The 26310-nt window shown below is 49.6% G+C and carries 31 protein-coding genes; 27 read left to right on the top strand and 4 right to left on the bottom strand.

Annotated elements, in window-relative coordinates; all coding sequences use genetic code 11:
* Positions 1–210: 210 nt before the first annotated feature.
* The 6 genes from ACFVQB_RS25395 to folE2 are packed head-to-tail and all read left to right on the top strand — an operon-like array spanning position 211 to position 5863.
* The gene (locus tag ACFVQB_RS25395; RefSeq protein WP_379446334.1) at positions 211–1407 is read left to right on the top strand and encodes a GTP-binding protein; all 1197 of its coding nucleotides are present in this window, start codon (positions 211–213) and stop codon (positions 1405–1407) included.
* A 30-nt stretch (positions 1408–1437) separates the two neighbouring features.
* Positions 1438–1707, top strand: coding sequence for a 30S ribosomal protein S14 (rpsN, locus tag ACFVQB_RS25390; protein ID WP_090904459.1), 270 nt, complete (start codon positions 1438–1440; stop codon positions 1705–1707).
* A 5-nt stretch (positions 1708–1712) separates the two neighbouring features.
* Positions 1713–2849 (top strand): NAD(P)/FAD-dependent oxidoreductase, encoded by a 1137-nt coding sequence (locus ACFVQB_RS25385; protein ID WP_379446320.1) that lies wholly within the window; start codon positions 1713–1715, stop codon positions 2847–2849.
* Positions 2843–4513 carry a nucleoside recognition domain-containing protein gene (locus tag ACFVQB_RS25380; protein ID WP_379446315.1) on the top strand — a complete coding sequence of 557 codons (1671 nt, stop codon included), beginning with the start codon at positions 2843–2845 and terminating at the stop codon, positions 4511–4513. Before ACFVQB_RS25385 ends, ACFVQB_RS25380 begins: the two co-directional genes overlap by 7 nt.
* 27 nt (positions 4514–4540) lie before the next feature.
* Positions 4541–4873 carry a DUF3024 domain-containing protein gene (locus ACFVQB_RS25375; RefSeq protein ID WP_379446310.1) on the top strand — a complete coding sequence of 111 codons (333 nt, stop codon included), beginning with the start codon at positions 4541–4543 and terminating at the stop codon, positions 4871–4873.
* Positions 4874–4918: 45 nt separating this feature from the next.
* Positions 4919–5863: a GTP cyclohydrolase FolE2 gene (gene folE2, locus ACFVQB_RS25370; RefSeq protein WP_379446302.1), complete on the top strand. Its 945-nt coding sequence runs from the start codon at positions 4919–4921 to the stop codon at positions 5861–5863.
* 135 nt (positions 5864–5998) lie between these two features.
* Here folE2 and ACFVQB_RS25365 read toward each other — a convergent pair whose 3' ends face one another.
* Entirely contained in the window at positions 5999–7060 is a 1062-nt protein-coding gene (locus ACFVQB_RS25365) for a substrate-binding domain-containing protein (protein WP_379446299.1), read from the bottom strand.
* A gap of 262 nt (positions 7061–7322) precedes the next feature.
* Between ACFVQB_RS25365 and modA the strand changes: the two genes are divergently transcribed.
* Positions 7323–8195 carry a molybdate ABC transporter substrate-binding protein gene (gene modA, locus ACFVQB_RS25360; RefSeq protein WP_379446296.1) on the top strand — a complete coding sequence of 291 codons (873 nt, stop codon included), beginning with the start codon at positions 7323–7325 and terminating at the stop codon, positions 8193–8195.
* The gene (gene modB, locus ACFVQB_RS25355) at positions 8192–8875 is read left to right on the top strand and encodes a molybdate ABC transporter permease subunit (protein WP_379446279.1); all 684 of its coding nucleotides are present in this window, start codon (positions 8192–8194) and stop codon (positions 8873–8875) included. The genes modA and modB overlap by 4 nt, the downstream gene beginning before the upstream one ends.
* Positions 8876–9018: 143 nt before the next feature.
* On the opposite strand, the gene ACFVQB_RS25350 is transcribed toward modB, so the two are convergent.
* The gene (locus tag ACFVQB_RS25350; protein ID WP_379446246.1) at positions 9019–9555 is read right to left on the bottom strand and encodes a GNAT family N-acetyltransferase; all 537 of its coding nucleotides are present in this window, start codon (positions 9553–9555) and stop codon (positions 9019–9021) included.
* A 266-nt stretch (positions 9556–9821) separates the two neighbouring features.
* Here ACFVQB_RS25350 and ACFVQB_RS25345 point away from each other — a divergent pair, with 266 nt between their 5' ends.
* The 19 genes from ACFVQB_RS25345 (at position 9822) to ACFVQB_RS25255 (ending at position 24670) form a co-directional block, all read left to right on the top strand.
* Positions 9822–10151 carry a hypothetical protein gene (locus ACFVQB_RS25345; protein WP_379446237.1) on the top strand — a complete coding sequence of 110 codons (330 nt, stop codon included), beginning with the start codon at positions 9822–9824 and terminating at the stop codon, positions 10149–10151.
* A 293-nt stretch (positions 10152–10444) separates the two neighbouring features.
* Positions 10445–11284: a transporter substrate-binding domain-containing protein gene (locus tag ACFVQB_RS25340; RefSeq protein ID WP_379446229.1), complete on the top strand. Its 840-nt coding sequence runs from the start codon at positions 10445–10447 to the stop codon at positions 11282–11284.
* Between the two features lie 26 nt (positions 11285–11310).
* Positions 11311–12054, top strand: a complete 744-nt coding sequence (locus tag ACFVQB_RS25335) for an amino acid ABC transporter permease (RefSeq protein WP_379446222.1) — start codon at positions 11311–11313, stop codon at positions 12052–12054.
* A 4-nt stretch (positions 12055–12058) separates the two neighbouring features.
* Positions 12059–12769 (top strand): amino acid ABC transporter permease, encoded by a 711-nt coding sequence (locus ACFVQB_RS25330; protein ID WP_379446213.1) that lies wholly within the window; start codon positions 12059–12061, stop codon positions 12767–12769.
* Positions 12766–13518 carry an amino acid ABC transporter ATP-binding protein gene (locus ACFVQB_RS25325; protein WP_064635771.1) on the top strand — a complete coding sequence of 251 codons (753 nt, stop codon included), beginning with the start codon at positions 12766–12768 and terminating at the stop codon, positions 13516–13518. Before ACFVQB_RS25330 ends, ACFVQB_RS25325 begins: the two co-directional genes overlap by 4 nt.
* A 121-nt stretch (positions 13519–13639) precedes the next feature.
* Positions 13640–13927 (top strand): nucleoside-diphosphate sugar epimerase, encoded by a 288-nt coding sequence (locus ACFVQB_RS25320; protein WP_379446188.1) that lies wholly within the window; start codon positions 13640–13642, stop codon positions 13925–13927.
* Positions 13928–13950: 23 nt separating this feature from the next.
* A complete protein-coding gene (locus tag ACFVQB_RS25315; protein WP_379446183.1) occupies positions 13951–14289 on the top strand; it encodes an alpha-helical endospore appendage domain-containing protein in 339 nt (112 codons plus the stop codon).
* Positions 14286–14585: a hypothetical protein gene (locus ACFVQB_RS25310; RefSeq protein WP_379446163.1), complete on the top strand. Its 300-nt coding sequence runs from the start codon at positions 14286–14288 to the stop codon at positions 14583–14585. The genes ACFVQB_RS25315 and ACFVQB_RS25310 overlap by 4 nt, the downstream gene beginning before the upstream one ends.
* A gap of 1 nt (position 14586) precedes the next feature.
* Positions 14587–14928 carry a hypothetical protein gene (locus ACFVQB_RS25305; RefSeq protein ID WP_379446160.1) on the top strand — a complete coding sequence of 114 codons (342 nt, stop codon included), beginning with the start codon at positions 14587–14589 and terminating at the stop codon, positions 14926–14928.
* 23 nt (positions 14929–14951) lie between these two features.
* Positions 14952–15131, top strand: coding sequence for a hypothetical protein (locus tag ACFVQB_RS25300; RefSeq protein WP_379446157.1), 180 nt, complete (start codon positions 14952–14954; stop codon positions 15129–15131).
* 55 nt (positions 15132–15186) lie between these two features.
* Positions 15187–16281: a CgeB family protein gene (locus tag ACFVQB_RS25295; RefSeq protein ID WP_379446154.1), complete on the top strand. Its 1095-nt coding sequence runs from the start codon at positions 15187–15189 to the stop codon at positions 16279–16281.
* Positions 16282–16326: 45 nt separating this feature from the next.
* Positions 16327–17466, top strand: a complete 1140-nt coding sequence (locus tag ACFVQB_RS25290; protein WP_379446148.1) for a CgeB family protein — start codon at positions 16327–16329, stop codon at positions 17464–17466.
* 61 nt (positions 17467–17527) lie between these two features.
* Positions 17528–19123, top strand: coding sequence for a glycosyltransferase family 4 protein (locus tag ACFVQB_RS25285; RefSeq protein WP_379446131.1), 1596 nt, complete (start codon positions 17528–17530; stop codon positions 19121–19123).
* A 14-nt stretch (positions 19124–19137) separates the two neighbouring features.
* On the top strand, positions 19138–20229 hold the full coding sequence (gene wecB, locus ACFVQB_RS25280) for a non-hydrolyzing UDP-N-acetylglucosamine 2-epimerase (protein WP_379446120.1): 1092 nt from the start codon (positions 19138–19140) through the stop codon (positions 20227–20229).
* Positions 20222–21208 (top strand): polysaccharide biosynthesis protein, encoded by a 987-nt coding sequence (locus tag ACFVQB_RS25275; protein WP_379446115.1) that lies wholly within the window; start codon positions 20222–20224, stop codon positions 21206–21208. The genes wecB and ACFVQB_RS25275 overlap by 8 nt, the downstream gene beginning before the upstream one ends.
* On the top strand, positions 21205–22032 hold the full coding sequence (locus tag ACFVQB_RS25270; protein ID WP_379446108.1) for a dTDP-4-dehydrorhamnose reductase family protein: 828 nt from the start codon (positions 21205–21207) through the stop codon (positions 22030–22032). Before ACFVQB_RS25275 ends, ACFVQB_RS25270 begins: the two co-directional genes overlap by 4 nt.
* Positions 22014–22955: an NAD-dependent epimerase/dehydratase family protein gene (locus ACFVQB_RS25265; protein WP_379446103.1), complete on the top strand. Its 942-nt coding sequence runs from the start codon at positions 22014–22016 to the stop codon at positions 22953–22955. The genes ACFVQB_RS25270 and ACFVQB_RS25265 overlap by 19 nt, the downstream gene beginning before the upstream one ends.
* A complete protein-coding gene (locus ACFVQB_RS25260) occupies positions 22952–23668 on the top strand; it encodes a glycosyltransferase (RefSeq protein WP_379446098.1) in 717 nt (238 codons plus the stop codon). The genes ACFVQB_RS25265 and ACFVQB_RS25260 overlap by 4 nt, the downstream gene beginning before the upstream one ends.
* 285 nt (positions 23669–23953) lie before the next feature.
* Entirely contained in the window at positions 23954–24670 is a 717-nt protein-coding gene (locus tag ACFVQB_RS25255; RefSeq protein WP_379446094.1) for a glycosyltransferase, read from the top strand.
* A 130-nt stretch (positions 24671–24800) separates the two neighbouring features.
* Here ACFVQB_RS25255 and ACFVQB_RS25250 read toward each other — a convergent pair whose 3' ends face one another.
* The gene (locus ACFVQB_RS25250) at positions 24801–24974 is read right to left on the bottom strand and encodes a hypothetical protein (RefSeq protein WP_379446089.1); all 174 of its coding nucleotides are present in this window, start codon (positions 24972–24974) and stop codon (positions 24801–24803) included.
* Positions 24971–26209 carry a glycosyltransferase family 4 protein gene (locus tag ACFVQB_RS25245; protein ID WP_379446080.1) on the bottom strand — a complete coding sequence of 413 codons (1239 nt, stop codon included), beginning with the start codon at positions 26207–26209 and terminating at the stop codon, positions 24971–24973. The genes ACFVQB_RS25250 and ACFVQB_RS25245 overlap by 4 nt, the downstream gene beginning before the upstream one ends.
* Positions 26210–26310 lie beyond the last annotated feature (101 nt).

Genomic DNA, 26310 nt, shown 5'->3' with positions numbered 1-26310 from the left:
CGTATGGACTGACTTTTCTGGAGACGTATCATTGTGATTCGAAGCTTCAGGAACCAGGCCATAGGCCTTTTTTTTGCTGGGATTTTCCGATTTTTCATTAAAAATGATTTGACAACATCGTTCAACAGGATTATAGTCATTGTTGTTAATCGTAATAATTACTATTAAAGTCAGAGGCATATGGACCACAACTATAAGGAGTAGATACACATGACACAAAAGCAGGTTCCGGTAACTGTTCTTAGCGGTTACCTCGGTTCAGGTAAAACAACCGTTCTTAATCACGTACTGCACAATCGACAAGGGCTCAAGGTCGCGGTCATCGTCAATGACATGAGTGAGGTGAACATCGATGCCGCTCTGGTGAAGGGTGAGGCGACATTGTCGCGTACCGAAGAAAAGCTGGTGGAGCTGTCCAATGGCTGCATCTGCTGCACCTTGCGGGATGATCTGATGCAGGAGATTGAGAAGCTGGTGAACGAAGGCAGGTTTGATTATATCCTGATTGAATCGACAGGCATCAGTGAACCTGTGCCGGTAGCGCAGACCTTTACATATGCCGACGAAGAGACGGGTATAGATCTGACCCATCTGGCGAAGCTGGATTGTCTGGTAACCGTCGTTGATGCTCATCGATTCTGGCATGATTTTGCCTCAGGGCAGAGCCTGCTGGATCGGAACCAAGCGACAGGTGAGGAAGATACCCGCGATGTTGTGGATTTGCTGATTGATCAAATCGAGACCTGTGATGTCCTGCTGCTGAACAAATGTGATCTGGTCGATGACGTGGAGCTGAACAAACTTGAAGGTGTCATCCGCAAGCTTCAGCCCAACGCCAAAATCATTCGGACCATGAACGGACAGGTCAACCCGTCTGAAATTTTGAATACAGGTCTCTTCGACTTCGAGAAAGCAAGCATGTCCGCCGGATGGATTCAGGAGCTGGAGAAGGAATCACATACACCGGAGACCGAGGAATACGGCATTGGTTCCTTCGTGTATCGGCGCCGAAAACCATTCCATCCTTCTCGTCTGGCTGAATTCATGAGCTACTGGCCGGAAGAAGTGGTACGTGCCAAAGGGCTGGTCTGGCTTGCGGCTGAAGGAGATGTGGCTGCAAGTCTGAGCCAGGCGGGATCGTCGATCCAGTTTGGCCCTGCCGGACATTGGGTTGCGGCGTTGCCGGAAGCGGACAAGGAAGAAATTTTGCGTACGGAGCCCGATGTGCTGGAGAAGTGGGATGCACAATGGGGAGACCGTCAGACCGAGCTGGTCATGATCGGGATTGAAATGGAGCGCGCCATCATTGAAGACGAACTTGACCAATGTCTGCTCAGTGATGAAGAAATGCAGGCCGACTGGGGGCATTTCGACAATCCTCTGCCATGGCCTGTTGAAGTCGTGTAAAAAATAAATGCATAAAAGGAGCTATAATCCATGGCCAAAAAATCAAAAGTGGTACGTGAAAAACAACGTCAGGCAATCGTAGCCAAATATGCGGAGCTGCGCCGGGAACTGAAAGAAAAAGGGGATTATGAAGCGCTGCAGAAGCTGCCGCGCAATGCTTCTCCGACCCGATTGAAAAATCGCTGTGAACTGACAGGCCGCCCAAGAGGATATTTGCGCAAGTTCAAGGTATCGCGAATTGTGTTCCGTGAGCTGGCTCATCAAGGGCAAATTCCGGGCGTCACGAAGTCAAGCTGGTAAGAGACATGCATGATCCATTTGATTATGATTGTGTGATTGTGGGAGGGGGACCAGCCGGGATCGGCATGGCCTCTGTTCTACAAGATATGGGGATGCCTCGTTTTACCGTGCTGGAACGGAGCGAGGTGGGGGCAACTTTTCTGGCGTGGCCGGAGGAAATGCGTCTGATCACCCCTTCGTTCACTAGTAATGCCTATGGCATGATGGATTTGAACGCCGTGGCTTTGAATACATCTCCGGCGTACACACTGGGAACAGAACATCCGACAGGGTTGGAGTATGCGCAGTATTTGCAGGTGGTGAGCCAGTTTAAGAAATTGCCTGTGCAAACGGGAGTAGACGTTTCGGAGGTTACCCCGGAGGAGAATGGCTTCCGGGTTGTGACATCCAATGGACAACTGCGCACACGCTATGTCATCTGGGCAGCGGGTGAGTTTCAGTATCCGAGACTGGATCCATTTCCTGGTGCCGAATATGGTGTGCACAGCAGTTTATTTTCCAGCTGGACGGCGGTTCATGGAGAAGAATGTGTCATCATTGGTGGCTATGAGAGCGGTGTGGATGCAGCCATTCACCTGAGTAAACTCGGGAAAAACGTAACGGTAATCGACCGAAACGGACGAGGACTCGCCAAGGGCAGCAGTGATCCAAGTGTGGAACTAAGCCCCTATACGAAGGATCGCCTGCGCGTGGCGATGATGGATAAGCGAATACACATGATGCAAGGTTATGAGGTCAAGTGGATTGAACCGGATGAACCGGGCGGTTATGTCCTCTATTGCGAGAACGATTCCGGCGAGTCCCACTTGCTTAAGACGGGTCAGGCTCCTGTTCTGGCGACCGGGTTCCGCAGCAGTCTGCACCTGATTGAGAATCTCGTCGAGCGCAGCAAGGAAGGTCAGCTGCAATTGGGAGCGGCGGATGAATCGACGATTGTCCCCGGACTGTTCATTACCGGACCACAGGTCATGCATGCTCATCTCCAATTTTGCTTCATTTATAAATTCAGACAGCGCTTTGCGGTTGTGGCCCAGGCCATGGGTGAGAGACTTGGGTTGGATCTGACCCCGCTGGAAACCTATCGCAAAGAAGGCATGTTTCTGGATGATCTGTCCTGCTGCGGTGAAGACTGCACATGCTGAATTCGGTTGTGGAACAACCCGAAGAACTTCGTAAAGTGGTGCTGGTTGGCTTCGAATCGGCTGGCAAATCGGCTCTGTTTCGGGGACTTACGGGCAGAGATACAGGCGAGGAATCCAATGTTCGGGGCTCCACGGTGACCGTCCGCAGGGCGGAGTTGCTTGAGCACCAGCTTGAACTGCTTGATACACCTGGAATCCGGATGAAGGATGATAGTGTCACGACCATGCTGACGTTAAAACAGCTCGCAGCCGGTGATACAGTGATCTTGGTCATCCGCGGCACAGATGTGGTGCAGGAACTGCCTTTACTGCTGGGCATGCTGGATGTCACAGGCAAAAATGCTGTACTGATTCTTACGTTTGCCGACAAATGCGGTCCCGGATTATCGGCTCAGGTTGACTATTACCGTAAAGGTCTGGGCATTTCCGTTCTGCCGCTCAATACAAGGGAAATCGACGGAAACGCCCAAGATCTGATATATCGGGCGATTGTCGCCGCCAGACCCATGAAGAGGCATCCGGAGTTCGCATCACCACCTGAATCCCCTGTGATCGAACCGCAGACAACGATGTTTGAGCATACGGTTTGGGGGCGTTTTGTGGCTTTGGCTGCACTGGTATTTTTATTTGCAGCTCCGGTGTATGTGGCTTATCTATTCTCCGGCTGGATGCAACCGCTCGCAGATGCCTGGATTCTTGAACCACTCCATCGCATTACTGCGGGATTATGGAGCCCGCTGCAGGCGATAATACTCGGAGATTACGGCATGATTAGTCTGGGATTGTATTCGTTTATCTGGGCATTTCCGGTTGTATTCCTGATTGGGGTCAGTGTGGCGGTGACGGAGGAGAGCGGACTGAAAGACCGGATTACCGACTCGCTGGATGGGTGGATGCGTAAAATCGGCTTGAACGGTAAGGATCTGATTCCGGTTCTCAGCGGTTTTGGCTGTAATGTCGTGGCTGTGTTCCAGAGCCGTACTTGCAGCTCCTGTACACGAAAGTCCTGTGTCTCAATGATCTCCTTCGGTTCTGCGTGCAGCTACCAGATTGGGGCTTCTCTATCCATATTCAGTTCCGGCGGCAAGCCGTGGCTGTTTTTTCCATATATGCTTGTACTGATACTTGTGGGCGCACTTCATACCCGTCTGTGGAATCGAAATCGGCTGGATGACACGCTCCCGTTACATGCCAACCGTACATTTCTGCAAAAGCCATCATGGCGCTCCGTAAGCTGGCGAGTTCGGTATGTCATGAAACAGTTTCTCGTGCAGGCGATGCCTATTTTCATCGGTATTTGTGTGGTGGCCACGCTGCTGGAGCAGACGGGGGTGCTGTCTGTTCTGACTGGCGTGCTGACGCCGGCACTTGCAATCTTTCATCTGCCGGGCGATGCGGCGGGCGGCATTTTGTTTTCCATTTTGCGAAAAGACGGGTTGTTGGTGCTGAATCAGTCTCAGGGTTCTTTTGTTGAAGACTTGAGCGGCGGGCAGCTATTTATTCTGGTGTACCTGGCTTCCACGTTAACGGCATGTCTGGTGACGATGTGGACAATACGCAAGGAGTTGGGAGCAGCCTTTGCCGTGCAACTGACAGGCAGACAGCTGATAACGTCACTGGGCAGCGCATTTATATTGGCATGGGTGTGGAACTGGATTGCATAACGATGTTGATGAAAGGGTGTGATCTCCATGCTGGACTCGTTTACCATTCGGAGAATTCAATCGGTGATGAACGGTTATATCCATGAGAAGGTCCCGGCACCACTGCGCACCATGGTGAAATTAACGTATGAGATGAATGACAATGAACTGATTTTGACCGAGGAAAGGCCCGCTGAAGAACGATATCAGTGGGACAAACTGCATATTGCCCGATTTTACTGGGAAGAGAATCAGTGGAAGGTATATGCCAAGGACGAACACAGCAGCTGGAATGTGGTAGACGTTATTGAGCCTTGTCCTGATTTTGAAGATCTGCTTGAGCAGGTTGAGCGGGACGATGCGGGTCTGTTCTGGCGCTGAACACGCGGTTTTTAACGGAAATATGCGATGGAGGGAGGGTCAGTAATGCAAAAGGTACAGCAGAATAACAGGATTAGCCGATTAGCGAGCGATGCTTTTATCATGCCGGACAAATCCGAGCGCTTGCGGTTATTCGGCTCTGTTGATCCGATACAGGGCGATAAGCCTGTGCGAAAAGAAGAGATGCAGGATATGCAGAATAGCAAAAATGATTTCCTGTTTGAGCTGCAACAAGTCGGTATTGATCAGGTGAAGTATCCTTTGGATGTCATTTCGGCCAAAGATCCCGTCAAATTGTCCAGTATCGGAACATTTCGGCTGACGACTTCGCTGGATCGCGAATCCAAAGGCATTAACATGAGCCGCTTGATGGAGCAGCTTCAGCATAGTCGCGTTGAAGGGCTGAGTGACCGGATTCCGGATCTGATTGCGCTGACGCAACAGATGGCTGAACAGATGAATCAACCGAAGGCAGAGCTGAAAGTGACCTATCCCTGGTTCTACGAACGAACCGCCCCCGTAACGGGTTTGTCTGGACTAAATCATTCTTTGGCAACGGTTCATGTCATCTGGGAAGCTGGAAAATCCCCTGTTCTGAGAACGGGTTTACATATACAGATCACGACGTTGTGTCCATGCTCAAAGGAGATCAGCGAATATAGCGCGCACAACCAGCGGGGGTTATTGCGTATCCAGGTGCAAGGCAACCCGGGAGAAGCGTTGCCGGGCTATTGGAAGGAAGAACTGCTGAATGTGGCCGAATCCAATGCAAGCAGCTGTCTTTACCCCATACTCAAAAGACCTGATGAGAAACGGGTCACGGAACGTGCATATGAGAACCCGCGGTTTGTGGAAGACATCGTCAGGCTGGTGGCGGCAGATCTGTATGAGAAGCACTGGGTAAATAAATTTAAGGTAGACTGCAAGAATGAAGAATCCATCCATCAACATGATGCCGTAGCTCGTATCGTATATGACAAGTCGAGATAACGATAGCGTGATGGCTAAGGGATTCATTTTATATCCGTTTACAAAATGAAGAAAAAACAGAAGACTACCGTCAGAGCTTCAGCGGCGTTTCTTCTGTTTTTTTGCGATCCTATGAGCAATCCAGGTGCCATTGCGCTAGACTTCGTACAAAATTTCACCCGTTCGGGATACATCATATCCTTCAAATGATTGCAGTTCCTGCCTGAATTCCGGTGATTGCAGAATGCGCAGTACCGATTCGATCCACGCTTCGTTCGCTTGTTTCTTCAGCATCACCAGATCATAACGTTCCTGAACAAGCGGAATAAAATCAACCTGACCGACAAGTCGTGCAGCCTTCTCACTGCCGATTCCTACATCGGCTTCACCGGAACTGACCTTGGCAGCTACCCCCATATGACTGGTTTCTTCTACGTTATACCCAATCAGATGGGAAGCAGGGATACCATGCAGACGCAATTGTTCATCCAGCAATACACGTGCACCCGAACCTTTCTCCCGGTTAGCCAATCGCAGCTCAGGCTGCTTCAGATCTGTCCAGTTCTGCAAGCCGCGTGGGTTACCGCGTTGTACGTACAGCCCGGCAGGTCGTGTCAGCAGATTCACCACCACATACGACCAGCCAATCAGGATTTTGCGAATGTAGGGCAGATTATATTCTCCTGTATCTCCATCAAGCAGATGGGTACTGACCAGATCGGACTCCCCGCGGTACATGGAGATCAAGCCATCGAGACTGCCCATGAAAGAACGCAGCGGACGAATATCCCGTGTTTGCTTCTCCATATATCGCATGAGAATATCGAGGCTGACATCCTGTCCTGTAATGACCAGATGGCGAGCCGAATGGGCTGACGAAGTGTTGCCCGTCATGGAGGTTGAAGCTGCGAATGTCCCTCTGGATAGAGGAGAAGCACTTACAGCGGGATGAACGGCATGATTGGTCGGATCGGTTCCCGTCTCGGTATTCGATAATTCAGAGGGGGGAACTGAATCCGCAGCGGCTCGGTGGGCTGGCGATTGAAGCTGCTTGGAGCGTTTTTTATAAGCCTCCAGATCGGTGGCGTCAACTCGCATTTGTTTGCCGACGCGATAAGCGACGAGGTCTCCCTTTTTGATCAAATCGTAAACCGTCAGTTTAGATATTTTGAGCAGCTTGGATATTTCTTCGGTGGTATAGGATTGCTCCTCCGTCATCAGTGAAGATCCTCCTTCAAGGTGCAGATCATATAACGTTTCGTTCATCAACGCTCATCGTCGCAGATAAACGCTGGGGTCTCTTGTACTATACCATTAACAGCCAGAAGGGATAAACTCGTCCACCGTAATTCAGCTATCGATGGCTTGCCCTTCAACGGATGCATCAAAGACTACCTTCCTATTTCAATGATCTTATGTATAATGAAATATAATTAATTATATCTAGTTATAACTAAACATAACATCGGGGGAGAAGTAGATGAAAAAGAGTATTGGATATGTGTTGGGGAGTATATCCCTTGGACTGGCTCTCGTATTGGCCGGTTGCGGTGCAAGTACGGAGAGTACAGATTCATCCACAGCAATGGAACAAACGGGTTTAACACCAGCGACATCAGGTGAGAGTTCAACGTCTGGGGCAACAGATCCTCAGGAAAAGGTGGAGCTAACGATCTCAGCGGCAGCCAGTCTCACAGATGCCATGAAGGAAATTGAAACGAATTTTGAAGCCGCTAATCCCAATGTGGAGCTTAATTTCAACTTTGGTGCATCCGGTGCATTGCAACAGCAGATTGAACAAGGCGCGCCAGCAGATGTTTTTGTATCGGCTGCGACCAAAAATATGAATGCGCTCGTGGACGAGAAATTGATTGCATCCGATGATCAGAAGAATTTGCTGCAAAATTCATTGGTAGCCATTATTCCAGCGGATAGTTCAGATACCGTAACAAGCGAGAAGGATCTGACGGCCGAGTCCATCAAGACCGTAGCGATTGGTATACCCGAAAGTGTGCCTGCAGGAACCTATGCCAAGGAAGCACTGACCAATGCCAAACTATGGGATCAGCTGGAAGGCAAGCTTGTACAGGGCAAGGATGTCAGACAGGTTCTGCAATATGTAGAAACAGGTAATGCGGATGCGGGTTTTGTGTACAAAACGGATGCACTCACTTCTGATCAGGTGAAAATTGCATTTGAAGTAGACAAGAACAGCTATACACCTGCGAATTATCCAGTAGGGATTATTGAAGGTACGAAGCACCGGACAGAAGCAGAACAATTCTACACGTATTTGCAAACGCCTGAAGTGCTTGATGTATTTGCCAAGTACGGGTTCTCCATTCCGGAATGAATGTGAGCGCAATAGACTGGGCCGTATTCTGGCCACCGGTTCGTCTTTCCCTTCAGGTTGCGCTGTTGTCCAGTGTGATCGCAGCCGTGTGTGGCATTGCTGTGGCCTGGAAGATGTCGCGTACCTCATTCCGCGGAAAAATTTTTCTGGAAACGGCATTTATGCTTCCGCTCGTGCTTCCGCCGACCGTGGTCGGATTTATATTGCTCGTGTTACTGGGTCGTAAAAGCCTGCTGGGACGGTGGATTGAAGCCATCTTCTCTGCACCTGTAATTTTCTCCTGGTGGGCTGCCGTGATTGCCTCTGTGGTGGTTGCGTTCCCATTGGTATATCAGACGATGAAATCCGGGTTTAGCGGAATTGATCGGGACCTGGAAGATGCAGGCCGCTCCATAGGAGCGAATGAATGGCAGGTATTTCGCTATATCTCGCTTCCACTTGCGGGGAGAGCGTTGATGACGGCTTTCATTCTGGGTTTCGCTCGTGCATTGGGGGAATTCGGGGCTACGCTCATGATCGCAGGTAATATTCCGGGCAAAACGCAAACCGTACCCACTGCGATCTATGTTGCTGTGGATTCGGGCAATCAGACGATGGCTTGGATGTGGACCGGCTCCGTTATCCTCATTTCTTTTATCATGCTGCTCTTAACCAGACAGCCGCGTGACGGGAAGGCATGATTTGGGCCGTTTAAAGTGAAAGCGATAAGGATTAGAATTCAAAAACCCGCCTAAGGAATCTTTCCTCGGAGCGGGTTTTCATTTACGCAGGCCGCGTATATCGTATATCATGTATGTTTGCGTTCATCCAAACCGTTATTTGTTCAGCCTGTTTGTACAGAAGGCGTCTTATACCGGGAAGGGTCCAGCGTTTTGACCATAAATACAATCTCTTCCTGCCGTTCAGGTGTCTGTACCGTTTTGTGATGAAAAGGTTCATATCCCCGCCGTTCATACATGGGAGCAAGCCACGGATGGCGGGTCGCCGTTGCTAGAAATACCGCAGGAGCATCAAGCTTTTGCAGAATGATATGTTGCTCTACCCAATCCAGCAGTTTGGAGCCGTAACCCTGGCTTTTATGGGCTGGGCTTACCGCGAACCAGCGGATGAAAGGATAGGGGCTGATGGCTTGCCGCTGTACATCTTCTGCTCGGTCAAGGGTAACCGTGGCAATGATTTCTCCCCCTTTTTCAAGAATATAGCATTCATGCTGTACAATATTATTCTGGATGACTTCCAGTGTAGCATGTCCGGCTGGAAAAGGAATGTTCAGGGCTCGAATCGTCTCATAGGCATCCACGGTAACAGCCTGCAATTGTTCGGCATCTTCAAGCGTAGCCAATCGGTATTGTTCGGTCATGGTCGATCAATCCCTTCACTAGAAAATTAACTATTCCAACCTGTTAAGTTGGTTTAATATTTTGGTGTTATTTTATCATGAATTTCATGGTTGGAATATAATTCTCGAATCAGATCTGTCTATAAGTCCATCGAAAGCTTCTATATGTAAAAATGACAAAATTTTTTCCAATTTTACTCGTTTCAGGACTCGCCTAAAGCATGCTCTATCCTGTAAAATAGAACTAACTGATTCCAGCCAAGAACTGAAATAAGGAGAGACGACTAATGAATACGAAATCTGATTGCGGTATATCGTTGCAAATCGACGACTATCTGGATCTTTTGCATTTTGCCATCCAAATCGAGGATCAGGAATGGCAGCAGTCCCTTATCCACCAGCTCAAAATATTTCAGCCGGAAGCGGAGCAGCACACACCTGAAGAAGAATTATGGATGAGATTTGATTATATCAACAGTAAACTGACAGGTCTCCGCCACCAGATTCATGCGGCCCATTCAACGGATGAACGCAAAAAGTTTGAAGAACGAATCGGACTGTTGCAACTGCAGCGTATAGAAGTAGCTCGGAAAATTAAATGGGCTAGTCGCAGATAGATGCGTATTTGAATTAAAAGTGATCTGGAATTAAAGAAGCGATCCCCACTCAGTTGGAGGATCGCTTCTTTTGGTTTACTTTTGGATCATATAACTGGTGAAGCATAGAGAAGTTCTATAACGTTATCAGGATGTCCTATTAACATATATATTGCCTGGGCATGACATACGGTGCTATTCTTTGTTCAACCTAATTCCGACTATACAAGTGTGAATGGTTAGTTAAATCAAAGGTGAGGAATGGGAGTACACATCATATTGGCTGAAATGACAGCCTGTGGAGGAGATCGGGAATGGTTAATCAATGGGGGATTCAGAAATTCCGGACAGCATTGCTGTTCATTACGATGTTGGCGGTACTGGCGGGTTGCAGCTCAGGCAATGCAGCGAATGAATCGGATACTGCATCTGCGTCCGGTCAAGATAAAGTGAAGAAGATCATTGTGGGTACAGGCACTCAATTCCCGAATGTTTGCTTTATTGATGAGAATGGCAAGCTGACAGGATACGATGTAGAACTGATCCGCGAGATTGATAAACGATTACCTGAATATGAATTCGAGTTCAGTACGATGGAATTCAAAAACCTGCTGCTCAGTCTTGAAACGAAGAAAATAGACCTGATCGCTCACCAGATGGAAGTGAATGAAGAGAGACAGGCCAAGTTCCTCTTTAATGACGAGGCATATAACATTTTTCCTAATAAAATCGTTGTAAGCGAGAAAAACCAGGATGTAAAATCCATCGAGGATCTGAAAGGTAAAAAACTGATTGTTGGCGCTACGAGTAATGCGGCTGTACTGGCTGAGAAATGGAATGCAGCGAATGGTAAAGCCATTGATATTGTGTATTCCGGAGCAGGAGAAGATACGAATACCCAGATCAAAACAGGCCGGGTGGCTGCAACCATCAGCACGCAGTTTGCGATCGATTATCAGAACAAAGTGGTGGATGCACAGTTAAAGACTGTCGGAGAGGCTCTGTCCAACTCCAAAGTGTATTTCATTCTGAACAAGGATGAGGAAGAGCTCAAAACCAAAATTGATGAAGCGCTCAAATCAATCAAGGAAGATGGAACATTGAGCAAATTGAGCACAGAGTGGCTGGGAGCCGATTACACGGTTGAGGAATAGTTCGTTGAGAAAGGTGAGCGACGGTTATGGGTAAATCATTCGATCTGTCATTGGTTCTGGATTTCGTGCCTGAACTGCTGCGATATTTGCATATTACACTGATTGTATTGGGCGGTTCCATTGTGCTCGGTCTGGTGGGCGGTGTGCTTCTGGCGGTTCCGAGGTTATACCGGATTCCGGTGCTGAGCCAGCTCGCGACCCTGTACGTCTCCTTCATGCGGGGCACACCGATTCTCATCAAGCTGTTTCTGGTTTATTACGGATTACCTGAATTGCTCAAGCCTATAGGGGTTGATCTGTCCAGGACCGATCCGCTGGTATTCGTCATTGTGACTTATGCGTTGAGTGATGCGGCGTCCTTTGCCGAAATCTTTCGCGGAGCTGTACGCAGTGTGGACAAGGGCCAGACGGAAGCAGCTTATGCTGCGGGCTTGACCACGTTTCAGTCGTTTCGGCGTATTGTGGTTCCGCAGGCACTCATCGTTGCATTTCCAAATATGGCGAATACGTTGATTGGCTCGTTAAAGGATACATCACTGGCTTTTTCAATTGGGGTCATGGACATGGTGGGCAGAGGGCAAACGCTGATCTCGGCTACATCGCATGCACTTGAAGTGTATATCAGTCTGTCGATTGTCTACTATGTTATCGTGCTTGTACTTGAAAAAGGGTTTGCTCTCGCAGAACGCAGACTCCAGCGTCACGAACGTAAGAAAGAAGTCCGTGGGCCAGCGGTAAGAGCCGAACGCCTGAAACGAATAGCGGGGTGAGCGAATGTCTATTGATTTCAACTTTATCTACACATCTTTTTTTCAGATTCTAAAGGCATTGCCACTGACACTCGTCATTACGATTGTACCGTTGATCGCAGGCTTTGGCATTGGTCTGGTTACTGCTTTGGTTCGCATCTATAAGGTTGCCTGGGTCTACCGAATCGCTGATTTCTATGTCTCATTTTTTCGGGGGACACCGATGCTGATGCACTTGTTTCTAATCTATTACGGGATTCCGCTGATCATCGACAAGCTTGCAGCCCGGTACGGCTGGGCCTTTCAGTCGTCTTCCATCCCGATTCTGGTGTTCGTGCTCATTGCCTTCTCGTTGACTGCCGGATCTTATATGTCCGAGATTATCCGTTCCGGTATTCTTGCAGTGGATACCGGGCAGATGGAAGCTGCACATGCCGTGGGCATGAGTACCTCCCAGGCAATGAGACGCATTATTTTACCGCAGGCGGTGGGTGCGGTTCTGCCGAATCTGTGCAGCATGTTTGTTGGTTTCCTGCATGGATCAACACTCGCGTTTACCGTGTCTCAGATGGATATTCTCGGTAAAGCGGATGTGGTGGCTTCAGTCAGTCTGAAATTTCTGGAGGCTTTCATTGCTGCCGCATTGATCTATTGGGGTCTGACGGTGATTGTCGAACGGATTACAGCTTTGCTGGAACGCAGAGTTGCCGTGTACAGCAAAGGAGGGGTGTCATGATATCACTGACGAATATACACAAATCTTTTGGTCAGCAGGAAGTGTTGAAAGGTATTGATCTGACTGTGGAGCAGGGGGACGTTGTTGCCATTCTCGGACCGAGCGGGTCCGGCAAAACGACATTGCTGCGTTGTGTGAATTTTCTTGAACGTGCCGATGAGGGCAAGGTTCAGATCAGCGGATTAACCGTGGACTGCAAGCATGCCCGCAAACATGACATTGTGCAGTTACGGCGAAAAACGGCGATGGTGTTCCAGCATTATAACCTGTTCAAACATAAAACGGTGCTGGATAACGTAACGGAAGGGTTAATCATCGCCCAGAAAATGTCCAAAGCAGATGCTCGTGAACGAGCCTTGCGTGTGCTTGAACAAGTGGGTCTGTCCGCCAAAATTAATGAGTATCCCAGCATGCTGTCAGGTGGACAACAGCAGCGGGTAGGCATTGCTCGGGCGCTGGCACTGAATCCAGAGGTAATTCTGTTCGATGAACCTACCTCGGCGCTTGATCCTGAACTTGTAGGTGAGGTGCTATCCGTCATTCGATCGATTGCCCAGGAAGGCATCACCATGATTGTTGTCACCCATGAAATGGGTTTTGCCCGCGAGGTGGCGAATCGCGTTGTATTCATGGATGGGGGTTCCGTAGTGGAAGAAGGAACACCGGAGGAAGTATTTGTGCGTCCCAAACAGGAACGAACTCGCCAATTCCTCAGCCGATACTCATCCGATTGGAGTTATGTCATCTGACGATATAGGCGCAAGCTGGAGTAACTGACGATCCCGGCCCGGCATATGCTGTAGCAGGCAAATGCTGATAGGCCGGGTTTTTCTATGGGTGAAGCAGGCCGTGACGGTAAGGAGGAGGACCATGCAGAGCAAAATCGATGAAATACTCACACATATTGCACATTCTCACCAGCAAATTGCACGTGTACTGGATGCCAAACGTCAAGTCGCTGTGCGCATGTCTGAAATCATCAATCATTTGCCGGATATCGAACCGGAGCTGGATGGCGTTGACGGTCTGCTGGATAGCTCGGGACAGATCAACAAAAGCATCATCTCCTATTTGGGAGGCCTGGCAGATCTGGAAGAAGCCGTAGCCGAAACGCTGACCCAGGTGATGCGGGAGATGGCGGGTCAAGAGGAAGAATAAGCCCGGAAGGCGGGTGAATGGACATGAGCAGAGAACAAAGCCTCATCCTGATGCTGGATGCAGCCGCCAAAATGCAGTGGAATATTGCCCTCATTCTGGAGGCTAAGGCGATTGAAGCCGAGAAGGTAAGGAACTGGGCGCTGAATCATCTGAATGGTGAAGCTTTTCTGACGCATAGCGATCAGGTAGCGGAGCCACTCAAAATGCATGATCAGCTGGTGGAAATACTGGAAGGATTGACCCGGATGGAAACCGGACTGTGCAACAACTTGAAAGCCATTATGGTACAGGACGATGGTGAAGAGGGCGGTATGGACAGCGGCATGTTTGGCGGTATGGATATGGGGGATCTCGGAAAATGAGTTTGTTGCGGCGTGAGCAGGAAGCGAAACTGTCCCTCATTGAGTCCATTGCACACAGTCAGCAGGCGCTCGCCCGCATTCTGGACAGTGTGGCCAGCGTGTCTGCTCACTCGGAAGTATCCGCCCGCAGTCTGGCCGAGAACATTCGTTTGCTGAGCCGTTATCAAGAGGAGATGTCCCGGATGGTTACGGGGATTCAATTGGCCCGAATCCAGCATGGGGAGCCTGGTTTACCATGGCTCAAAGACCCTGGATATGCGATACGCATGGTCCGGAACATACAGGAGGAATGTTGACATGTTAAAGAAGAAAAAAATACGTCTGAGAACCAAAAGAGCTCTGCTTGCTCGCGGGACCCGTCTACGTAAAGTACGTAAACTGCGTGCGGTCAAAGGCAAACGGGTACTCCACAAACGTACCCTCAAAGGACGCAGTGCGTGGCTTAAAAAAAAGAAACGTGCGGTACGACGGCACCGGAGTGTGAAGCCCGCACAACCGTTCGTCCCGGCTACCCCTACCGATCCGAACCCGGACAGTGCATACAGCCAGGGCTACAACGAGACGTACAACGAGGGATTCAACGCGGGTTTCGCCAAGGGATTCGAGGACGGACATCAGTTGGCTTACAAAGCGCAATAACAGAGTAGGTGTGCATTTTTCTGATGGTTATAGATGCATGTCCAGTGTGTGACGATTGCCCGGGGGGACAGATCCCTCCGGGTTATTTGCTTTACCGCAAAAGCGGACATGCCCGTGCAGGCGGATGTGGAGGGCAGACGCCAATTTTGCGCCTTGCAGGACACCCGTCCATGATGCATCTGACCCCGGGGCATATCCTTTAGAGGGAACACCAATCTCGAGGAGAATCTGGAATCGGATCTCCTGAAGGAAGACAGGGTGAAGGATGTGGCAAAACGACGACACCGACCGCCTACAGAAGCGGAGACGGCTTACCGCGGTGGATATGCAGAAGGCCGCAGATTTGGCGGCTGTCAAGCCATGATGGAGCGAGTGGAGATGTTTGAGCCGACCGTGCGGGATATGAAAGTGCTGTACATTCCGCAGGGATTCGATGCCATCGATGAAGGCGTCACTTTGGCATTGCAGCAATCTGTACGTGAGTGTGTTGTCGGATCGCCGGCAACCATGCTGCAGGATGCCAGCCAGCACAGGCCAGACCTGGTATTGGTTATGAATGGACTGCACGTATTTCCTCCCGATCATCTGGAACAGGTGAATGGCATAAGGGCACTGGGTATTCGCACGGCGGTATGGTTTGTGGATGATCCGTATTTTACCGAAGATACGACAACCATCTGTCAGCATTATGATGTCGTGTTCACGCATGAGGAAGCGGCCGTGCCGTTCTATACTGCACATGGAGCGGGTCGGGTGATCTATATGCCGCTGGCAGTGAACCCGGGAATGTTTCAACCAAGGCGCACGGCACCGCAGCATCAGTACGATATTTGTTTTATCGGCACCGGGTTCTGGAACCGCATTGCGCTGTTCGACGAGCTGGCTCCTTTTCTGGCAGACAAAAAGGTGTTTATTGCCGGCAGTCAGTGGAACCGACTGACACGTTCCGATGTTCTTGGTCGCTTCATCCATGAAGGCTGGATTGATCCCGGAACGACAGTGGATTATTACAACGGCGCCAAAATCGTCATTAACATTCACCGAACTTGCGAAAATGGAGAGGACAATCGCAATACGCATCATCTCGAAGGTCATTCCATTAATCCGCGGACGTATGAGATCAGTGCTTGCGGCACGATGCAGATAACGGATGCACGCAATGATCTGCCACGCTACTACCGACCTGGATATGACATAGAGACCTTTACAACGGCGGATGAACTTCAGCGCAAAATTAAATATTATCTGCACCATGAAGAGGAACGGCGAGCCCTAGCTTGGCGTGGACTGCTTACCACGCTGAACCAGCATACATTCACCCGTCGTATTGCTCAGCTGCTGGAGCACGTGTAAATCTCTTTTAGAGAACCCTATCCCAAAAATAAAAGGAGTGGCGGTATGTCTCTCAAACACGGTAAAACGAGAAAGTCTCATGCACCAGTGCTCAGTCTGGCTGACCAAGCACGCAAAAACGGGCAACATGCCGGATATGATGCGGGCAAGGAAGAAGGATATATGCGCGGACGTGCCAACTATATCGTCAATTGTGCACAGGAGCCATTGCCTTTCCGGCAGCTTCACGTGCTGTATGTATCTTCGGGTAAGGGATTCCCATATTCCCCACTGGACGAAGCCATCATGGCAACATTACAGGGTATGGTTGCCCAGGTTACCCTTTCGGATCCGCGTCAACCTGTTTCTGAAATTGCATTGCAAACCCGCCCTGACCTGGTGCTTGTGCTGGATGGCATGGATATTCCGCTGGAACATCTCGATGCGATTCGCCAAGCAGGCATTCAGACGGCAATTTGGCTCACGGATGATCCGTACTATACGGATATGACGCTTGAGACAGTTCAGCATTTCGACCATGTGTTCACATTGGAACTGAACTGTGTCGAGTTGTATCGACAAAACGGCTGTCCTTCTGTTCACTACCTGCCCTTTGCTGCATTCACCAACCATTACTTCCCGATCACGACACCTTCTCCGCTCCACCGGGAAGTCAGCTTTATCGGCTCGGCCTACTGGAACAGGGTGTATTTCTTCAATCCGATCATGGCACAGCTGATGTCACACAATACCGTATTTAATGGCATCTGGTGGGATCGCCTGCCTGACTATGCTGCTTACGGTGAGAAGATCGAACTGGGTCGCTGGATGACTCCACAGGAAACGAACGATGTCTATAACGGTACCAAAATTGTCATCAACCTTCACCGCTCCCACGAAGACGATTCCGTCAATAACAACCATGTTAAAATTCCACCGGCCTCCCCAAATCCAAGAACATTTGAAATTGCGGCTTCCACGACCCTTCAATTGACCGATGCGCGGGATGATCTGGCACGTTTCTATAAACCGGGTGTGGAAATCGAGACCTACTCTTCCCCTCAGGAGCTGCTTGATAAAGTTGAATACTATCTAAATCATGAAAAAGAGCGCCGTGAGATTGCACTTCGAGGGTTGGAACGGACATTGAAGGATCACACGTATGGCAAAAGAATCAACGAACTGTTAAGCATAATATTCCCTTAATCCTGTCCGGAAGGAGGTGTGCACAGAACCCTGCATATTCGTATTCAGGGTCCGTGCAGCCATGGCGACTAAGCCCAGACTCATGTTGTTTTCCCATGTGTGCAACACCCGCAGTATTACGGGGGCGGAGAAGCTGTTACTTCATTTTATGAGAGAGATGGGTTCCATCTTCGATTGTGTACTCGTGGTTCCTCAGGAAGGAAAGCTTGCCGGACTTGCACGGAGATTCGATATTCAGGTCAAAGTATGCTTCCTGCCGATGCTTCACGGTGTGTACACACCTTACCGGGGGATTGCAACCGATGCAGAGCAGCTTCGCCATAAACCAGCCTATCAGGACGTGGTCTCCCTTATCCGGGAGACTGCACCTGATCTGGTGTTAACGAATACCTGTGTCAATGTGATGCCTGCCGTAGCAGCGAAGTCTCTGCAGATTCCGGTGATCTGGAAGATTACCGAAATTATTCAGATGAATGAACATACAAACGAAGCCGTACAGATGATTGGGCGTTACTCGGATTGGATCATAGGCATATCCGAAAGTGCAGTAGCTCCATTCAAACAAGCCGGCATGAGTGCCAAATTGACTGAGATCTCCCCAACCTGGGACCCGGCCTTGCCGGACCCGGAGCGATGGGTTCACTTAAGAGAACGCAAACGCAAAGAGATTGGTTTCAAGTCATCGCAGATCTGTATAGGTTACATCTCTTCCTTCATATACGATGCCAAAGGTCTGAAACCTTTTGTGGATATGGCTCTACAATTGTGTGAAACCCATCCGCGCTGCCGTTTCTGGATCATTGGTACATCAGCGGACAAAAAGTACTATGACGAATGTGTATCACGGGTGAAAAAATCCGGTTATTATCGCAGATTTACCTTTACACCGTTTGAAGAGAACGTATCACTGGCCTATACGGCTATGGATATGCTGGTCATTCCGAGCATGGTCAAAGAAGGATTCGGCATGACAGCACTGGAGGGGCTTTATTTCGCCAAACCGGTTATCGCTTTTGCTCAGGGCGGCTTGAAGGAATTGCTGGAATCGGTAGGCAGTGGTGCTTTTCTAGCTCCGCCTGGTGAAACTCAAGCGCTTGTCACCCTGGCAACAACCCTGCTAAATGATCCTGAACTGGCCTCCGACACCGGTTGGCGTAATCGGACAGAAGCGGAAAAGCTGTACGGTATTGAAACCTACAGGGCAAAGCTGCATACGATGGTGACACAGTGGTTGATGTGTTTTCCCGGATGGTTTCCGTACATTCAGCCTCCGAATGGTCCAGTGTACGCATGGGGTGAGGGCCGTTTGCGAACCGTGCTGATTCTGGAACCGGCTTCGGTTCGGGCACGATTGTTCCCATTGACTGTGATTCAGGCGTTGCCACTCTCGCCCTTGCCTCCACTTGCCATCGGTCAGCCTATTCATGAAGAATCAGAACCTCGCTCAATCCACAGAACGGGACGAAGTCGTTACCCGCATTTAACCCCACGCAGCAGGGTCCGTGACCGAATGAAACGAGGAACAGGTGGGAAGAAGCTGAAGGCAAGCAAAAAGAAGAAACAACGTGTGCGCGTGGTGCAATCGACTGTTCGCAAACGTGTACCTGGCAAAGTCAAACGAAGCAGGGTTCGACGGAGATTATCCAATAGACGATGAAGGCAGGGATTACGATGAAGATCATGACGGTGCTGGGTACGCGACCAGAAATTATACGGCTCAGCCTGATCATTTCCAAGCTGGACCAGTACGCGTCCAAACATATTCTGGTACACACGGGACAGAACTTCACGGAAAGTCTCAGCGGTCTTTTTTTCAAGGAAATGGGCTTGCGGGCGCCTGACTACGTCCTTCAGGATGAAGCGGCCTCGTTGGGTCGACAGTTATCCTCGATGTTTACGCAAATGGAGGATTTATTACATCAGGAGAAACCGGATAAAGTACTGCTGCTCGGTGATACGAACAGTGCATTATGTGCTGTTCTGGCTGAACGGATGGGCATACCCGTCATTCATATGGAAGCAGGCAATCGATGCTTTGACCTGGATGTGCCCGAAGAGAAAAATCGCAGGGTTATCGACGCCATTTCCACTATTAATATGCCGTATACCGAGCAGAGTAAAAAACATCTGATTAGTGAAGGGGTGCCTAGTCGCCGAATTGTGCTGACAGGCAACCCGATCTATGAAGTGATGCGTCACTACGACGCACAGGTAAGTTCCAGCAAAATACTGAAGAAATTGAAGCTGAAGTCCGGGCAATATTTTTTGGTTACAGCCCATCGGGCGGAGAATGTTGATCACCCCCCTCATTTGCTGGAGATCATGAAAGGCTTGAACCAGGTCGCTGAAGAACATGCCATGCGAGTCATATGCAGCATTCACCCTCGAACGGCTATTCGAATCGCCGAGCATCTGCAACTGGAGATGCATCCGCTGGTGGAATTTCACGAACCATTCGGTTTTTTCGACTTCGTGATGCTGGAACGACATGCACGCTGTGCACTTACGGACAGTGGTACCGTACAGGAAGAGTGCTGCATCATGGGTGTGCCTACGGTAACCATGCGTCGCACGACAGAACGACCGGAGACGGTGGATTGCGGCAGCAACGTGGTCTCAGGTCTGGATGCGGAGCGTATTGCGGGCTGTGTGAAAGTAATGACCGAAATGTCAAACGACTGGGATTGTCCACAAGGCTACAAAGCAACCGATGTATCCAGTAAAGTGGTCAAATTTCTGCTTGGAGGGAAAATGCATGTTTGAAAATAAGCGTATACTCGTGACTGGTGGTACGGGATCATGGGGTTATGAACTTGTGGCTCAACTGCTGCCCCAGCAGCCCAAGGAGATTATCGTTTACTCCCGGAATGAGTCCAGCCAAGTGGCGATGAGTCGTGAATTCGAAGACCCGCGTCTTCATTTTCGCATTGGTGATATTCGAGACAAGGAAGCCTTAACGGTCGCCTGTCAGCATGTGGATTATGTATTTCATCTCGCAGCGCTCAAGCATGTGCCAGTGTGTGAAGACCAACCTTATGAAGCACTCAAAACCAATGTGATCGGCACACAGAATGTCATCGAAGCTGCCATTGAAAATCAGGTGGAAAAGGTCATATATATCTCAACCGACAAGGCCGCCAATCCATCCAATTTCTATGGCATGACGAAGGCAATCGGCGAGAAGTTGATCGTATATGCCAATCTGCTGCATAGCAATACTCGGTTTGTCACCGTACGTGGTGGGAATGTACTTGGAACGAACGGCAGTGTCGTACACTTATTCAAGAATCAGATTCGATCCAAAGGTCAAGTATCCATCACGGATATGAAAATGACCCGATTCTTTCTTACTCTGAAAGATGCAATCACATTGCTGTTCAAAGCTTCGGTGGAAAGTGTCGGTGGTGAGATTTTTGTCATGACGATGCCAACGTGCAAAATCGTGGATCTGGCAGAAGTACTGATTGAGGATTCAGGTGTGGAGAATGTATCCATTGTGGAGCGTGGTACTCGGCCCGGTGAGAAGATTCACGAGATTCTGATGAGTGAATTCGAGAGCATGACTACAGTGGTATACGATCAGCAATATCTGGTGATTTTGCCTACACTGGGTATTCCAGGATTGAAAGAGCACTATACAAACTGTCCTCCAGTATCCTTCAGCAGCTTCAGTTCCGAGCATCAACTGATGAGCAAAGAAGAGATTCGTGAAATTTTGCAACGCGGAGGATTTCTGTCATGAAACTGCTGATACTTGGGGGGAACGGAATGGCCGGCCATGTCTTGGTCGACTATTTCCGCCGTCAAGGCGTGCATAGCGTGTTCTACACGAGCCGGGATGTCTCAGATCCTAACGGTCTTCTGTTGGATGTAAATGACTGCTTTATGGTCGACCGTCTGGTGGAGGCGGTGCATCCGGATGTCATCGTTAACGCGGTGGGTGTTTTGAACAGCTTTGCGGATGAAGATAAAATTACCGCTTATCATATTAACGGGTTTCTGCCGCATCGTTTGCGGCGGAGCGCTGATACGATCGGTGCACGTCTGATTCACATCAGTACAGATTGTGTGTTTAGTGGGGACCGTGGGGCGTACCGTGAAGATGATGTTACCGATGGAACATCTGCCTATGCAATCACGAAAGCACTGGGTGAAGTCCAGGATGCGGGCCATCTGACGATCCGTACGTCCATTATAGGACCTGAAATTCGCAAAGGCGGCATTGGTCTGATGCATTGGTTCATGTCCTGCACAGGTGAGGTTGGCGGATATACACGCGTCTTCTGGAATGGGGTGACTACCCTTGAACTGGCCAAATGGGTAGATCATTATCTGGCATCGCCGGTCAGTGGTCTAATCCATCTGGCTCATCCGGTGCCTGTCAGCAAGCATGATCTGCTTGTGCTGTTCAAACAGACATGGGATAAACAGGATGTTGTTATCTTACCCGATGATAGCGTTGTGCAGGACCGCACGTTAGTTTCCACACGTGAGGATGTGAAGACAGACCTTCCGGATTATTCTACGATGCTGAAGGAGCTGGCATTATGGATGGAGCAGAGCTAACAGGCAAAAAGGTACTGATCACGGGTGCTTCTGGCTTCACAGGACGGCATGCGGTTGTTTATTTCAAAGCAGTCGGTGCGGCTGTTGCAGCGGTGGTCAGGCGGGCAGGCATACATTCGTTTGGCGATGACGTGGCTGTACATGTCTGTGATCTTAACGATAAGCAGCAAGTCCGTCATCTGATTGAAGAAGTTAAACCGGATTATGTGCTGCATCTTGCAGGGAAAAATTCCGTGCCCGATTCGTGGTCCAATCCGCTGCTGGTGTTAGAGACCAATGTGATGGCTGTTCTGTATTTGCTGGATGCGCTAAGAAGCTGTCCGGCGGCACGGACCGTTATTGTGGGCTCCCGATTAAAGTATACTCCTGAACCCGGTCGGCCACCGCAGCCTCCTCACCCGTACAGTCTCAGCAAAGCATTAGAGGAAATGGTATCTCTATCGTGGACGTTTCTCTTTGGACAGCAGATTATGCTGGCCGAGCCGGGAAATCTGATCGGGGCAGGCCCTTCAACGGGCATATGTTCGCTGCTGGCACGTCATATTGTTGCCTGTGAACAGGAAGGTAAGACGGAGGCCTTTCGTCTATCCGGCCGGGATAATACCCGTGATTTTCTAGATGTGCGGGACGCGGTCCGGGCTTATGCAACCCTGCTTATTCAAGGCACAACGGGTAACGTTTATCCGGTTGTATCAGGCACGGAGCGCAGCCTCGGAGAGATTGCGGATACGATGCTAACTATGACCGAAGCGGAGGTGCCTGTACGCTGGGACGGAGCTTCTTCCGGTCCGGACGGGGCTGGAGATCAGGAGGAGTTCTCGGCACTGCGCAAGTTGGGCTGGCGGCCGCTGATTCCATTTACCCAATCTCTTCAGGACATTCTGAGCGATGTTCGTACCCAGCAGGGGAGGTCGACTACATGAATCCGAGAGTGTCCATTGTCATTCCGTTTTACAACTGTCCCTATGTACCTCAAGCGATTCAGAGTGCACTGAACCAGACATATACCGATGTGGAGATCATTATCGTCAACGATGGGTCAACCCGGCATAAAGAGCTGCTTCAGCCTTATCTTCCTTACATTTATGTTCTTGGCAAAAGCAACGGCGGTACCGCTTCGGCTCTGAATCACGGCATCCGTCATGTGTCCGGGGACTATATCGCCTGGCTAAGTTCAGATGACCTCTTATATCCGGATAAGATTCGTCATCAGGTTGAATTTATGCAACGGGAGAATGCGCTCATCTCACATACCAACTTTAATTACATTAATGAGCACTCTGCGGTCACCAAGCTGAACGGGGGAGCAGAACCGATGGCCGAACAGGATTGGCTGCGTCTCTTCGTAAACGGCAATCCGGTGAACGGCTGTACCGTGATGATCCGCAGGGATCTGTTTAGTGCGGTGGGCCTGTTCGATGAACTATTGCCTTATACGCATGATCTGGATCTATGGATGCGTATTCTGCTGAACGGACATCGTTTTCCATATCTGAACGAATCACTTACGGCATATCGACGGCATGGCGGAATGGGGACGGTACGCCATGCAGATACCATCGGCCGGGAGGCCTCCATGGTATGGTCCAGATATCGGGAGCCTTTGTTACAGCGGATTGCTGCCATGAAGGGATAATGAACTTTGGTGGGGGTTATGGAGGCCGCAAGCTGGCCGAGTAACCCCCTCTTTGTTATAAGCATTTTTCATCCTTCGATTTAACTCGCTCCCGGGACAAGATATAGACTAATAGAAGCATTTCGAGCTATATCTTACTGATTGAGAGCCACTCTTTGGATTTACGCAAAATGCTCATGTGCGTAATTTATGCGTCGCTATGCAACAGATGCCTGATACCTAACGGATCTATCATCATATAATAGGGAGAATGGTATTATTCACGTGGCGAAAGGGGAGGACCAAATGGAGCCGAAAGTATCAATTGTCATTCCTTTTTATAATTGCGCGTACATCGAGCAGGCTGTTCACAGCGCCATTCACCAGACGTATCCGCATATTGAGGTCATTGTGGTGGATGACGGCTCTACGAGGCATGTGGAGCGGCTTCAACCATTCATGGATCGCATTCGCTATATTCGAAAAAAGAATGGTGGCACGGCAACCGCGTTAAACAAGGGAATCAAACAGGCGACAGGTGATTACTTTGTCTGGCTCAGCTCCGATGATGTGATGTTGCTGGACCGGGTAGAGAAGCAATTGAAGTTCATGCTTGACGTCAAGGCATCCTTCTGTCACGGGGCCTATCATTATGTAGATGCGAACAGCGAATGGATGGACACCGTCAGACCAGAAGTAGGGAGTCGTCTGGAGATGCTTCAGGTGCTGACCGAAGGTTGTCCAATCAACGGTTGCACCGTGATGCTTGAGATGAATGCATTTCGAAAGTTTGGCATGTTTGACACCGACTTTCGCTACACGCATGACTATGAGATGTGGCTGAGACTGTTTCCGCTCTATGAGCTGTTCTATTACAATGAGCCTCTGATGTGTTATCGAGTTCATGAATCGATGGGAACCATGAAACACTTTGAGGCATTGAAAGCCGAGATGGAACTTGTTCAAGCAAAGCATCGGCCCGTTCTACTCAATCTGCTGCAGGTTGGCGGTTATTGGAAGTAGATGCTAAAAGACGTGGAAGCACGAATGCTAGATAATGAACCGTAAGAAAAAGAGGGTATTCGGTGCCGTTAAGTGAGTGCGGCAGAACGAATATCCTCTTGTTTGTTCCTGTTTGTAAGGGTACTTGACTCTAATTTTTCTCAGAAGTGAGAAGGTGCATGGTTGCCGGATCAGGGAAAATGTATCCTTTGGGAAGCTTCCTCATTAATTCGTTCATTACAGCGTAATCCACCTCGATATGCGTTGTCGACACAGGGGTGGAGAACCAACGATTATACAAATCACTGGGGACGAGTAATGTCATATTCTCTGACCTCCTAACTGAATGGCTTCCTGGTAGACATGCAGCGTGCGCAATCCCATCTCTTCCAGTGATCGATGTTGTTCAGCCCAAGCTTTGGCTGCTGCGCCTACCTTTGCACGGGTGGCATCATCCTGCAGAAGGGCATTTAACAGTGCGCTGAGGGCTTCGGCATCCTGTGGTGGCACGACCCAACCAGTATGTTCAGGCTGCACCATCTCAGGCATGCCTGCCGTACCGCTTACAATGACAGGTAATCCAGCGAGCTGAGCCTCTGTAACCGAGAAAGGTTGCGTATCTTGCAAGCTGGGCTGCACATAAATGTCAGCATGACGTAGGAAAGAAGGGATGTTGTCCAGTTTACCCCAGAAAACGATGTCCGCAACCACGCCAAGATCATTGGCTAGGGAGCGCAAATCCTCCATCAGATTGCCTTCTCCAGCAATCCAGCAGACCCAATCCGAGCGGATCTTCTTTAGGCTGGAGAGTGCTTTGACCAGAATATGCACCCCTTTGATGTGCTCCAGTCTGCCTGTAAAGGCGATCACTTTTTTGCCCGCTGGCTTGCGTTGACGGAACTTGACTGCTGCTTGGGCACGGTAGGCTGAAATATCTACAGCATAAGGAATAATTCGAAATTTGGACTCGGGAACACGGAGGTCCGTAAGTGTGCTCTTAATCCAATAGCTGGAGACCAGAATAAGCTCGGATTGTTCAGCGCTTCGCTCTTCCAATGACAGGAAGTAACGTCCACGTTTGGATTGCAAATATTCGGGAAGCGTGAGCTTCGCGTTAGAGTTTTGAGCATCGTAAAAGGCTTCGCGCGCAAGCGCTCCGTGATAACTTGTTACCATGGGGGTGTTGCGGTTCAATATGCGTCTCATCGCGACCGCTGCTACCGGGTCCTGCGCATGGATGACATCGTAATGATCAACGCCAAGATAGGCGGCTCCCATTTCAAAGGCATACCTGTTCAATTCATAATAAGCCACGAGAGAATCGGCAGTGAATTGAGGCAAATCTGTTGGATTAAGTTTGGCTTGAAGCATGGGCCATACCTTATCCTTGGCGAAGGAACGATTGAGATTGCGAATGTATACTTCATTTTTGGCTCCGTTGGTGCCCATAATATCCACCTCTACGCCAAGAGCCATCAGCCTGTCAGCCAGCTGTTTCACATATGTCCATATTCCACCCATCTGTGTAAGCTCCCAATAGGTCACGAGCAGAACTCTCATAGGTACCCCCTTGTCACGGCCTGCACCGGCCGATCTTCTATCCTGTTAGTCTATGAAAAAAGCCAGACGAAAGGGTGGGCATTTCCGTGGAATTGGTTAAA

The sequence above is a fragment of the Paenibacillus sp. NPDC057886 genome, from assembly GCF_042796655.1.
Taxonomy (GTDB): Bacteria; Bacillota; Bacilli; order Paenibacillales; family Paenibacillaceae; genus Paenibacillus.
The sequence above is the reverse complement of the archived record's forward strand: the minus strand, read 5'-3'. Positions and strand labels throughout refer to the sequence as shown.